Consider the following 12913-nt stretch of genomic DNA (forward strand, 5'->3'; position numbering starts at 1 on the left):
CCAGGGTGAGGGTAACGACCTGAAGCGACGTTAAGTTTGAAAGAAGTGGCGGCTTGAGCAAAGCTACTTATCTAAAAACCGCAGCTTCCAGCCCCGTATAGTGCGCGGCAGCGGGTCTGCCTCATTGCTCTTCGAGCGGTAAAACTTGGCTTCCTGCCCCCCTTTTTTACCCGGCGACGTTCGCGCCGCCCACATTTTACCTTCCGGGGTGTACATGATAATTGCCGTATGGCGATTGGCTTCACCCCGTACCCACATGGCAATCACCTTCGCGCCAATATTATCTATATCATCCTGATAGATATAGACATTTGCGGCATCCACAAAATTCTGGTAGTCATTGCCCACCATCTCTCTGAAGCGATTGTCGGTTTCAACATCCGGGAATATACCAATGGACAGCAACGTGGCTTTCGGACGTGGGTCCTTGGCGCTTTTCACATAGCGTCCGTCAACAAATACCCCCACCGGCATCGACAATTTACAGCCCCATTTGCCATTACTGTGCACCTGGATTGAGCCATTCTGCCTCGGGATAAGCAGCAGTTTACAGTTACTGGTGCTTTGTACTTTCTCCACTATCACCATGCCGTATATTTTCTGGGCCTCTGCTGTGAAGTCGTCATGGTTTATGCCAGCCCAGGCTCTGATATCAAGGGTTAATGACCATTCTGCATTACGGCTAAAGGTTAATTTGCCCCCGCTTCGATTAGCTTCCGTGATGTTCCACCATGTACCCTGCCAGTCAAAGCCCTCTTTCACCCCGGAAATTCGGCTGATGCCTTCATAGTAGGCTCGTTCAATACAGCCGTCGGTGGTACAGTTTTCAAGCGATTTTTCCCACTCAAGATAGTCTTTATGCACCTGCGCGCCATTACCCTTCACCAGCATAGAGCGATAAATGGCGCCCATCGTGCTGTCCAGCCAGTGCAGGGTGTCGTTATTGCAGATGGTGTTTTCCAGCGGCCTGGCCGCTCGCTGGCAATCAACCGCCAGCGCGTTTCCGGTATAAAAACCCAGCATTAATAATAGAGAGGGAAGAATTCGCTTGAGCATATTTAAGAGAAAATTCTGAAAGAAAAGCGACTATTCTGACCAGAATATATGCGGTTTGCAATCTCAGGCTGATTTCATGATTAATTGAAATAAAAATGAAAATAATGCGTTAATAATATGCCATTAATGTGGGTGGAAGAGATTAATAGCATAATAATAACGGACGGATAATATACTTCCCGTTATGCAGATTCGCGCGGCACCAGTTCACCAGAAATGATAATTCTCTGGGCAGGAAGTTCCGGCTGTTTAATTTTGCTGACAATTAATGCGGCGGCTTGTCGCCCGGTCTCTTCACTGGAGGCAGAAACATAGGTAAAGCTCGGCGAGGTCAGATTAATGTACATCATATCCTCAAAACCAATCAGCGAGACCTGCTGCGTTAAGAAAACGTCTTTCCCAACGGTACGACCCACTTGCTGAATACCGGTGATGGCGCCGATGATCGCCGCCGGAGAATGACACAGCATGGCGGTAATTTGGTTGCTCTTTTCCAGCATCAGGCGCGTGGCAAAAGCCGAAGCCGATGTGTCGTCTGCACATTCCGGCGCCCACTCTTCTCTGAACGGCAAGCCGTACTGCTGCAAGGCGCTTCGGTAGCCAGACAGCCGCTCGGCGCGGATGAGACAGCTTTTTGTGCCTCCCAGCCAGGCAATATTGCGGTGGCCGCGCTCAATGAGAAAACGCGTGGCCTGGTTACCGGCCTGACGATTATCCCGCCCAATCACATCACGGGTGCTGGTAATGGTTGATTCAGAGATAACCACCGTGGGCAGCGGGCAGTCGGTAATGGCCTGGGGAACCTCAGCGGAGTGGCAGTCGGCGGCCAGATAAATGACCCCGGCTACGCCCTGCTGGCTAAACGAGGTCAGGCAGTTGCGCAGCTGTTGCTCTCCGTCGCGCGGCTGGCCAAGAAACACCATGTAGCCTTGTTTTTCGAGCTGCTGAACAACGCTCGCGGTGACGTTGACGGAGAAAGAGTTGTTAAAGTCACGAATAATCAGGCCAATCAGGTTAGAGGTGCTGGAACGAAGGTTGGCGGCGGCAACGTTATGCACATAGCCGAGTTCCTTGATAGCGGCATTGACCTTATCAATGGTCGCCTCAGAGATCTTGCCCTTCTGGCGAAGCACCAGCGAAACTGTCGAAACCGATACGCCCGCAAGCTCAGCGACATCAATGATGTTGACCTTTTTCATTCCACCCCTGTAACCGCACATCCATAAATTTCAGCCCCCTGAAACATACAGGAGGCCGAAAGGTATTACATTATTTACCGATCATCGTCGACATTGTCTGTGCAATAAATTGCGCTCTGGCACCAAATATGACCTGGATACCCGAATCGCCGACGAATACCACGCCGCGAGCGCCCAGGCTGTTCAGGCCGTCCTTGTCGACCATCGAACTGTCGTCCACTTCAAGGCGCAGGCGGGTAATGCAGGAGCCCACAGAGTTGATGTTTGGTGCCCCGCCCAGCAGGCCGATGATATCGCCCGCCAGTTCGGTGTCGGTTTTGTCTCCCGCGTTAGCGGTGACTTCGGTACGGCCCGGCGTTTTCACGTCGAAACGGCGAATCACGAAGCGGAAAGTGAAGTAGTAAATCAGCGCCATCGGCACGCCCACGACCACCGCCATCAGGAAGTTAGTCTGGTAGCCGTTGAACGACGGCAGGATCCCGAAGGAGATGTAGTCGATCATCCCGGCGGAGAACGATTTGGCGATATGGGCATGTAGCAGGTACATGCACATATAAGACAGGCCGGCCATCACCGCGTTGAACACATACAGAATCGGAGCCACGAAGATGAAGGTGAACTCAACGGGCTCGGTGATCCCGGTGAGGAAGCAGGTCAGCGCCGCGGAGAACAGAATACCGGAGGCAATTTTCTTATTCTTGGTGTTGGCTTCATGGTACATCGCCAGACAGGCCGCAGGCAGCGCGAACAGCATCAGCGGGAACTCGCCCTGCATGAATTTACCCGCATTCTGGTAGCTGTCGCTGCTGAAGGACTTCACGCCCTCTTCCAGCATTTTGAACCAAATCGTCTGGTCGCCGTGAATCACCTGCCCTGTATGGGTGGTGTATTCCCCGAAGGAATACCAGAAGGACGGATACCAGATGTGGTGCAGGCCCAGCGGGATTAATGCGCGCTCAACCAGCCCGAAGATAAAGGTTGATGCGGCCTGATTATCCCCGTTAACCACCACCGACAGCGCATCAATGCCGGACTGAATGTACGACCACACCCACGGCAGCACCATCCCCAACAGGAAGGAGAGAAACGCCGTCGCGATGGCGACAAAACGCTTTCCGGAGAAGAAGCCGAGGAATTCCGGCAATTGCATGGTGTGGAATTTGTTGTAGCACCACGCCGCCAGGATACCGGAGATTAGCCCGCCAAAAACGCCCATTTGCAGCGTCGGGATGCCGACCACCATGGCATATTTCCCGCCCGCAGAGGCCATTTCCGGCGTGATGTGCATGACGGTGCCAATGGTAATGTTGATGATAAACACCGACACCGCCGCCGACAGCGCGGCAATACCCGATTCTGCAGCAAGACCCACGGCAGAACCGATGGCAAACAGCATTGGCAGGTTATCGAAGATAACCCCACCCGCGTTCATCATTAGCGGTAAGTGAAACTTATCGCCGAACGCCAGCAGTAAACCTGCGGCAGGCAGCAGAGAGATAGGCAGCATTAACGCACGGCCAATCATGGAAAGCTTTGATAACGATTTAACAACACTGGACAACAGACTCATGGACGTTTCCCCCGGTGCAGACGCAGTAACCGCGTTTTGTCTGTTCACGCGTTTTTATGGTAGGTAGAACGTTCTAGTAGAACGTTCTACCTAGAGTGCCGAAACGGTTTTTGCCCCGCAACTGAATTCTGCGCTGTTGCCATATTGTTATCGAATATTTGAAGTGACGCAGGTTTTTAAGCCTGGTATTGATAAGGTAATTTGGTTCTGAGGCGGGAAAGGCTCTGCAACTCTCCTTCACCCAAACGGCAAGGAGAGTTGATGCCAGCCCTTTTCGTTCTGAAAAGGGCGCGCGCGATTAAGGCTGAACGGTAATGCTCAGGCTCTCAAAGACGACGGTCTGCCCCGCCACAATTTTGCAGCGCTTGCGGGTTTCAACTTCACCGTCCACCTTCACGAGGCCTTCGGCAATCACCGCTTTTGCCTGCGCGCCGCTTTCACACCAGCCTTCCAGCTTGAGCAAGTCGCACAGTTCAACGTGAGGGTGTTTACCTAATGAGAAGGTCGCCATTATTACTCTCCATCAACATCATGATATTCCTCGCAGGCCTGCAAGGTATTCTGAATTAGGGTGGCAACCGTCATTGGGCCTACGCCACCCGGAACCGGCGTAATATACGAGGCTTTGGCGGCTGCTTCATCATAAATTACGTCCCCGACCACTTTCCCGCTTTCCAGACGGTTGATGCCGACGTCCACCACAATAGCGCCTTCTTTAATCCATTCACCCGGAATAAAGCCAGGTTTGCCCACGGCGACAATCACCAGGTCGGCGTTCTCAACGTGCTGGCGGAGGTTTTTAGTGAAACGGTGCGTTACGGTCGTGGTGCAACCGGCCAGCAGCAGTTCCATGCTCATCGGGCGACCCACGATGTTGGACGCGCCAATGATGACCGCGTTCAGGCCGTAGGTGTCGATGTTGTAGCGCTCAAGCAGCGTCACGATACCGCGCGGGGTACACGGACGCAGGCGCGGCGCACGCTGGCACAGGCGGCCAATGTTGTATGGATGGAAGCCATCCACGTCTTTGTCCGGGTCGATACGCTCAAGCACTTTGACGTTATCGATCCCGGCAGGCAGCGGCAGCTGTACCAGAATGCCGTCAATCTCGGCGTCCGCGTTTAGCGCATCGATCAGCCCTAACAGCTCCGCTTCGCTGGTGGTTTCCGGCAAATCATAAGAGCGGGAGACAAAACCAACCTCTTCGCAGGCTTTGCGTTTGTTCGCGACATAAATCTGGGACGCAGGGTTCGCTCCCACCAATACAACGGCCAGACCAGGGGCACGTTTTCCTGCGGCAACTCGGGCTTTTACTTTTTCAGCAACTTCAAGCCGGACCTGCTGCGCAATCGTTTTACCGTCAATAATCTTTGCTGCCATCAGAGAGAGAATTCCATCTGTAAACTTAAAGGAAGGGGGTTGCTGCTATTTTGTCAGATGCGCGGCCCGCTGTCAGGCACTGATGTAGGTTTATGCTCATTTGTCGCGCAGGTGGTTGAAAAGCCATTGACTCAAGAGGTGCTGACCGTATAATCCACCCCGCATCAAGCCGTAATGTTTCTCTGCATTACTCCGTGCGCCCTTAGCTCAGCTGGATAGAGCAACGGCCTTCTAAGCCGTAGGTCACAGGTTCGAACCCTGTAGGGCGTACCATTTTGACGTCAACACACCTCTACTGAATTCTTTTTTTCTCTGCCCCATTATCGTTCAGGCTCCCTTGTTGCAAGCCACTGTGAAACAACGCCACCACCGCATTGTCCATTCTTTTTTGCCAGAACGTCCTGCTGCATGGCCTTGTTAAGGCTCAAGCCTGCCCCCCTATTTAAGGCGAAAATTTTCCTCTTAGAGCAACCTATATGTTTCCGGTCTGAAGGAGAGTGAGACGTTTCCATTCTTACCCACCCGGCATTGAATTAAAAAGCAAGAACCAGGGTTTTTATTGCACAACCCGAACACAGGCTTACGGATAATCCGTTGAAATCACCCGGCGACACACATCAGGAAAATTAACAGAAAGATTCACACTGAGATTCGGAATCTCATGAATGAAATGGGGAACGTTATGAAGTTACTTGCCGGTAAAGTCGTTGCTATTACTGAGCCTTCGGCCGGGCGGTTGCCGTTTTGTTTGCCCTGCCGGTTTGTCAGTTTTAATTAATGATGTTCCGACCCAGTATGTCAAACTGCCCCCGGCTATTCTGGCCGGGGGCATCCAGCCTTTATGGAAACCAGCGTCTGCGATGACGTGCCGTTGAGATCAGACCGAATGCACCACCGGCCTGGCTTCCTTTACTTGCTCTTCTGTAGTTAATCCTTTGATGTATATGTTGTATTTCCACCATGCAAAGCCCAGGAAAATCACTATTCCCCCCACGTTATAGAAAACGATCGTCAATATATTGCCGCCGGTTGGGAACGTGGAGGCGATAAAACCGACGGTGAAAATCGCAATGAGCATTGAGACGATGGCCATGCCGGTTCTCTGCGATCCCATTTTAAAATCACGCGGCAGATGATCGTATTTACGGCGTAAATTGAGATACGCCAGCATGATGAACAGCGGGGGTAACATGGAAGCAGCGGCTGTCATGTTGATTATGGTGTTCATTAAATCCTGGACGGTGCTGGAGCCCAGCATGGGGATAATCATCAGCGGGATCACAATCAGGAACTGAATCCAGGCGGCACGCGCGGGCACGCCGTTTTTATTTAGCGCCACGGTTTTTTCACCAAAAATACCGCCGGGGATTTCCGAGAAGAAGATTTTCACCGGCGTTGCCGTCCACATCAGCAGCGACCCAAACATCGCGGTAAATGACACCTGGCCCACGAAGCGGTTGACCACGATTTCCGGGAGACCGAAATAGACCGCCATGCCGTGGAAAACCTGTACCGATCCCCCGGTAAATTTCAGCTCTTTACTGCTGATAAAAACATTAATCAGCACCGAGGAGACGGAATACAGTACGCCGATAAATATTCCGGCCAGGATTATCACTTTCACAAAGGATTTAGACCCGCCTTTCACGTCGTTGACGTACACGGCCACCGATTCGGCCCCGCCCGCCGCCATAAATATCCAGGTTGTGATCCCAAGAAATGCCCAGTTAAAGTTGGGAATCATCGCCTCTACGGAGATGGGGTCTGCCGGTTGAATACCGCCCACCAGCGCCGCCCCTGACAATAAGACATAGGAGAGCGTCAGCAGTAGCATCAGGGAGGATGTCACCGAGGTGATTGGCCCCAGCATTTTTGCCCCATTGGTTGAAACCCACGTTGATAAGGCGAACAGCGCCATGCTCAGCACCGTGGTGGCGACCGGCGTCAGCATGTATTCATACCCGAGGAACGCGTAGGATGCATAGGCGATAACGCGCGGCAGCAGAGAAGTGAAAAAGAACAGGTTAACAAACCAGTAAGTGTAGGCCGTAATAAAAGCCCAGCGGCCCCCCAGCGCGCTTTTAACCCAAGCATAAACCCCGGCCTCCGAGTTTTTATTCAGCGAAACAAACTCAGCGATGATTAAACAGAACGGAATGAAATAAAGCAGCGTGGCCAGGAAAAACATCGGCGCTGACGCTAACCCAAGCTCGATATTGTTATTAATGACGTTATTAAAACTGTACACGGCCGCGAACGTCAGGGAGAGCAGACCGAATTTACCGATAGTATTACGCTTCGTCTCAGACATAACACATCTCCACGCAGTCTTCAGGGCTGCGTTCTTTTGTAGGGAAGAGGACGTTAATTTTTATAATTTATTTTGGTAAAATTTTAGTAAAAAACACAAAGCCAGTTTGCTTTAACCCCATCGCGAAAATGGCGGGAGGGTGAAGGCTTAGCCAGCCGCAAAACGGCTGGCCAGGGGCGGGATTATTTCGATGGTCGGGAGGCGAAATCCGGGCTGCTCTGCCGCTTTGCCTTCTGTTTATTCTCAAAGCGACTGATCCACCACCAGGCCAGGCCCGAGAATACTGCCGTCATAAAGACGTTAATAAAGAACGCGTTGACCAGATCGACCCCCGGTGGGAATGCCGAGGCGGTCATGCTGACGACAAAGATCAGCATCAGCATGGAGACAACCCCCATCCCCACTTTTCTTGACCCCATACGGAAATCTCGCGGCGTGTCATCGTGTTTCCAACGGAAGACAAAGTAAGCCGCCATAATAAATATTGGCGGCAGCATGGCCGTGCCCGCCGTCAGGTTAATGGCCGTGTTCATCATTTGCTGGACGCTGGCGGAGCCGAAGCCGTTGACGATAAGCATTAACAGTACGAAGACAAACTGCCACCAGGCCGCCCGTACCGGCACGCCGTGCTCATTCAGCTCAGTGGTTTTCTTGCCATAAATGCCTTCCGGAATTTCCGAGAAATGGATTTTGACCGGCGCGGCAGTCCACATCATCATGCTGCCGAAAATGGCAATAAACAGAATAATGCCGACAAATCGCCCCATTAATGCTTCAGAAACATGGAAATATGCGCCCAGGCCGGTGAAGATTTCCACCATACCTGCCGCATAGGTGAGATCTTCCCGCGCGACAAAAACGTTCACCAACAGCGAGCCCAGCGCGTACATGCCGCCAATCAGCACTCCGGCGGTAATGATCACTTTGATGAAGGATTTCTGGCCCCCTTTGGTGTCGTTCAGATACGCCGCAACGGTTTCTGCCCCGCCTGCCGCCTGGAAAATCCAGCACATAATGCCCAAGGTGGCCCAGTTGATGGTTGGTGCCATCGCTTCCAGCGTGATCGGCTGCGCAGGAACGTGCCCGCTGCCCAACGCCGTTAATGCCCCGACCACGTAGATAGCAAACAGCGCAAAGACACCATAGGCCACGCACTCTGAGATTTTCCCCAGCCACGTCGCCCCTTTGGTCGAGATATGCGTCGCCATCGCAAACAGCACAATCGAAATCAACGACGTGATCATCGGTGAGAACGGAATGGCGTAGCCCATGATGGCGTAGGAGGCGTAGGCCACCACGTTTGGCAGCAGCGACAGGAAAAAGAACAGGTTCACAAACCAGTACAGAAACGACCCCAGATAGGCCGCCCGCGTGCCCAGCGGCTGTTTCAGCCAGGCGTACATGCCTGATTCAGAATTTTTATTCGCCGAAACAAATTCGGCGATGATAAAGACGAAGGGAATGAAGTACACCACCGTCGCAAATAAGAAAATCGGCGCCGAGCTTAGGCCTAACTCAATGTTGTTATTGACGATGTTTCGTACGTTAAAGACCGCCGTAAACGCCATCGACAGCAGGGCAAACTTGCCTATTTTTGCCCGAATGGATGTGGACATACGTCCTCCGAAAATTCACATCCCCGTCATGGGGAGGGTACAGGGAAGACCAGCGGAGTATACCGCTGGCCGTGGTACGCATCGAAACTGGCGTTATTTATTAAGGAAATAGCCGTCTTCAATCGTGACTCTGAGGACCACTTTTTTTACCCACTCATCGCTGATGAAACGGTAAGCTTCCTCGGGGTCGCAGATCACCATCTGCCCTTCGGTCACCGTCACGATGTCGCCGATGCCTTTCAGGTATTCCCGGTCGGTTTCGTCCCGGTAGCAGGCCACCGTTTTCAACTGCTCTTTCGGCGCAAACTCAATTTTTTGCCGACCCTGCAGGTAGTAGTGCACGTCAAAATAGCGACGACTCCCCACAAACAGCGCGTCGGTGCTGCTGTCGGTACTCACCCGGTATGAGAGGGAATCACCAATGGAATGGGCCACGCCGGGAAGAATGTTGTCGACGTTATTGATAGCTTCCACGCAGCGCTGCCACTTCCGGCCGCTGTGATAGATCTGCTTAAACTGTTCTAAATTCTCGAGAACTCTCATTGTTCAGCCTCGCTATGTGAAACAGGAGAAAAGAAATCTGCGCCGAAATCGTGATTAACCAGCGCCTGCGAGGTGTTACGCCCGCCTTCCAGCGGCAACAGCGTAAAACCGTATCTGAAGGCGTGGAGCCACACGCGCCAGCTGTCCAGCACCTCGCTTCCCCACGAGTTGGAGCCGAGTCCGAGCACTTGAACGTCAAGGTTTAGCGTGATGTCGTCGCTGCGCTGCAGCTCATTGCAGTGCTGCGCGGCGTGCAGATTTTCAGCGGTGTAATGCCAGGCACTGAGGTTGATAGGCTGGCGCGGCACAACCAGCAGGCCGCTGCCGTGGCGATCGGTCAATGAAGCCCAGCGCACGTGCTGGCGATTGCCGTTATTCTGTGGGAAGGGATAATTGACGAACATGTCGTCCACGGTGGTATGCCAGAGGTCAATGATGTTGCTTTGCTGGCTGTCGGCGTAGTTCTCGCCCGGGCCACGGCCGTAATAATCCACCTGTTCAAAGGCGCCGTTAATCCCTAACGTAAAGCCAATGCACGGCACAATATGCGGGTAATCACCATAGCGCTCGCCCTGCACTTCGACGTTGATATGCCCTTGCGGGGTGACCTGCCAGCGGTAGGTACAGCGCATACCAAAATCAAACACCGGCGGGGCGATGATAGTCTGCGTAACTATCGTCACGGCATCGCCGTGCATTTCAGCGCTGAATCCGCGTAAATGCTCCTGCATAATCGGCAAATGTGCCGGCTGCCACAGCCCCTCGAACTCCTGCTTGTGGTTATCTATCATGGGCTTGAAGAAGTTAATCTTCGGCTCACGCGTCACCTGTTCGACCCCATTGACCAGCCACGCCGTAAGCTTGCCGCTGACTTTTGAGAACACAGCCTGGAAATTGTGGCCGATGACACGATAGCTCAGGCGGTCATCAACGATTTGCAGCGGCGTCGCGCTGGTATTGCAGTGCGGTACTTTTGCCAACGTGCTCGCTTTTAACGGGAACTGATAAACCGCAATCGGGTGGTTGGCTTCGCTATAGAACGTGCGGGAGTCTTTGGTCACGGTGATATTGACGAAGGTTTCGCGTTCGTCGAGCGCAGGCAATGTTATGGCTACATCGCGGCCGCTGTTGGCCGCCAGCCCCTCAACTTTTAGCCGCTGGCTGGAAAGTGTCTGGCCTTCGGCGCGCACTTCGACGTTCAGGGTGTAATCGTCCAGGCTTGAGAACCACAGTTTATTTTCAACGTGCAGCAAGCCGCGCGAAAGATCTTCGGCCCGGACCTTAACCGGCGCAATAACCTGTTTGTATTCCTGCAGCCCCGGCCCGGGCGTTTGATCGGAGAAAATCAGCCCGTCCATGCAGAAGTTATAGTTGTTAGGGTAATCCCCATAGTCACCGCCGTAGTTGTACCGCACCGCGCCAGTTTCATCGGTGGCCTGGATACCATGATCGCACCATTCCCAGACGTAATGCCCCTGGATACTTTCGTGCTGATAAAAGACGTTCTGGTACTCCGTTAACCCACCAGGCCCGTTGCCCATGGCGTGGGCGTATTCACAGATAATGCGTGGTTTGGCATGGGGATATTCGCCAAACTCATTCATCAGCGGAACGCGGGTATACATGGTCGAGATAATATCGACGACCTCCGCATCACGATCTTCTTCGTAATGCACAAGCCGGGTGTCATCCAGCGCCTTTGTGGCGCGATACATCGCGCGGATATTGCAGCCGTAGCCAGATTCATTTCCCAGTGACCAGATGATGATCGACGGGTGGTTCTTCTGGGCATGGACGTGACGCACAATGCGCTCTACGTAGATGTGCTCCCAGGCGGGGTCGTCCGTGATGCGGCTCAGGTCACCGACGTTGGCAAAACCGTGCGATTCCACATCCGTTTCCGCCATGACGAACAGGCCATAGATGTCACACAGCTCATAGAAACGTGGATCGTTTGGATAATGTGCCGTTCGCACTGAGTTGATGTTGTACTGCTTCATTAGCTGCAGGTCTTTTTCAACGCGATCCATCCCCACGGCCCGGCCTTTGAGGTGGTCATTGTCGTGGCGGTTAACGCCGTGCAGCATCACATAGTGATTGTTGATGTAGAAAAGGCCATCGCGGACCTTGATATCGCGGAATCCCACGCGCTGGGGAATGATTTCCAGCACCTCACCCATCGCATTTTTGAGCGTTATCACCAGTTGGTAAAGATAAGGATTTTCCGCCGACCACTGCTGAGGTGCTTTGACGTCAATCGAAAAGTCGATATTGAGCTGCCGATCAACCGTTAAATGCTCTTTCACCCCGCGATAAAGCGCGGTGTCGCCATCAAACAAGGTGTATTCCAGCGTGGCTCCTGCAGCCTGGGTTGTGAGGTTTTCCAGCATCAACTGGCAGGCAAGCGTCGCGTTGCGGTAGTCGTCGCTGAAATCGGTACGCAGCGTGAAATCCTGAACATGCAGGGGATGCTTCCCAACCAGGTAAACATCGCGGAAAATCCCCGCCGTCCACCACATGTCCTGGTCTTCAATATAGGTCGAGTCCGCCCACTGCATGACGCGGACAGCCAGCAGGTTATCGCCGGTTTTCACCGCCGCGCTGATATCAAACTCGGCCGTCAGGCGGCTCCCTTTGCTGAACCCAACGTACCGGCCATTCACGTAGACTTCAAAGTAAGTTTCTACGCCATCAAATTTGATAATCGTTTGTTTATCCTGCCAGTTTTCGCCCAGCGTAAACATCCTCTGGTACGCTCCCGTTGGGTTATCGCTCGGCACAAACGGCACATCAATAGGGAAAGGAAAACCTTCGTCGGTGTACTGCAGCTGGCCGTGGCCTTCCATCTGCCACATTCCCGGCACGGTAATCGTGCCCCACTCCGCCATCAACTCTGTGCTAAATGCCTCTGGAACTAAGAGCGGATTAGTAAAGAAACGGAAGTTCCACTGCCCGCTAAGGGACAAAAAGTGGTTACTGTTTTCACGTACAAACGAGCGGGCCTTCGCCAGTGAATCATAAGCGAAGAAATAGGCGCGCGGCGGCAGCCTGTTTTCATGAGTAAGTTGCAGATTTTCCCAGCGATTCATCTCGCCTCCCTGTACTGACTAAATAATTACGCTTAATTTTAGTAAAACTTTTACTAAATAAAACGAGCGAAGGCGATTTGCTTTAACTCGATCACAAAATGAGCGTTCAGGACAGGGGGATATCGACAGACCAGGGAGACCACCGGAAA

The 12913-nt window shown here is 52.9% G+C and carries 9 protein-coding genes and 1 tRNA gene; 1 reads left to right on the plus strand and 9 read right to left on the minus strand.

Annotation, left to right across the window (positions count from 1 at the left end):
- Positions 1 to 63: 63 nt before the first annotated feature.
- The 5 genes from WFK85_RS13420 to folD all read right to left on the minus strand — a co-directional run bounded on the left by WFK85_RS13420 (position 64) and on the right by folD (position 5205).
- Positions 64 to 1056, minus strand: coding sequence for a lysozyme inhibitor LprI family protein (locus WFK85_RS13420; RefSeq protein ID WP_336708390.1), 993 nt, complete (start codon positions 1054 to 1056; stop codon positions 64 to 66).
- 182 nt (positions 1057 to 1238) lie between these two features.
- The gene (gene malI, locus WFK85_RS13425) at positions 1239 to 2255 is read right to left on the minus strand and encodes a Mal regulon transcriptional regulator MalI (protein WP_008455994.1); all 1017 of its coding nucleotides are present in this window, start codon (positions 2253 to 2255) and stop codon (positions 1239 to 1241) included.
- A gap of 70 nt (positions 2256 to 2325) precedes the next feature.
- Positions 2326 to 3825, minus strand: coding sequence for a PTS transporter subunit EIIC (locus WFK85_RS13430; protein WP_008455993.1), 1500 nt, complete (start codon positions 3823 to 3825; stop codon positions 2326 to 2328).
- Positions 3826 to 4123: 298 nt separating this feature from the next.
- Positions 4124 to 4336, minus strand: a complete 213-nt coding sequence (gene ybcJ / locus WFK85_RS13435; protein WP_008455991.1) for a ribosome-associated protein YbcJ — start codon at positions 4334 to 4336, stop codon at positions 4124 to 4126.
- A 2-nt stretch (positions 4337 to 4338) separates the two neighbouring features.
- Positions 4339 to 5205 (minus strand): bifunctional methylenetetrahydrofolate dehydrogenase/methenyltetrahydrofolate cyclohydrolase FolD, encoded by an 867-nt coding sequence (folD, locus tag WFK85_RS13440; protein ID WP_008455989.1) that lies wholly within the window; start codon positions 5203 to 5205, stop codon positions 4339 to 4341.
- 196 nt (positions 5206 to 5401) lie between these two features.
- On the opposite strand from folD, the gene WFK85_RS13445 reads away from it, so the two are divergent.
- A tRNA-Arg gene (locus WFK85_RS13445) sits at positions 5402 to 5478 on the plus strand.
- Between the two features lie 604 nt (positions 5479 to 6082).
- Here the strand turns inward: WFK85_RS13445 and WFK85_RS13450 are convergent.
- The 4 genes from WFK85_RS13450 to ebgA all read right to left on the minus strand — a co-directional run bounded on the left by WFK85_RS13450 (position 6083) and on the right by ebgA (position 12764).
- The gene (locus WFK85_RS13450; RefSeq protein ID WP_336708386.1) at positions 6083 to 7516 is read right to left on the minus strand and encodes an amino acid permease; all 1434 of its coding nucleotides are present in this window, start codon (positions 7514 to 7516) and stop codon (positions 6083 to 6085) included.
- A gap of 182 nt (positions 7517 to 7698) precedes the next feature.
- Positions 7699 to 9132, minus strand: a complete 1434-nt coding sequence (locus WFK85_RS13455) for an amino acid permease (RefSeq protein WP_008455984.1) — start codon at positions 9130 to 9132, stop codon at positions 7699 to 7701.
- 93 nt (positions 9133 to 9225) lie between these two features.
- A complete protein-coding gene (locus tag WFK85_RS13460; RefSeq protein WP_336708384.1) occupies positions 9226 to 9675 on the minus strand; it encodes a beta-galactosidase subunit beta in 450 nt (149 codons plus the stop codon).
- Positions 9672 to 12764, minus strand: coding sequence for a beta-galactosidase subunit alpha (gene ebgA / locus WFK85_RS13465; protein WP_336708383.1), 3093 nt, complete (start codon positions 12762 to 12764; stop codon positions 9672 to 9674). Before ebgA ends, WFK85_RS13460 begins: the two co-directional genes overlap by 4 nt.
- Between the last annotated feature and the right edge of the window lie 149 nt (positions 12765 to 12913).

The sequence above is a fragment of the Cedecea sp. VD22 genome (genome assembly GCF_037150195.1).
Classification (GTDB): domain Bacteria; phylum Pseudomonadota; class Gammaproteobacteria; order Enterobacterales; family Enterobacteriaceae; genus Cedecea.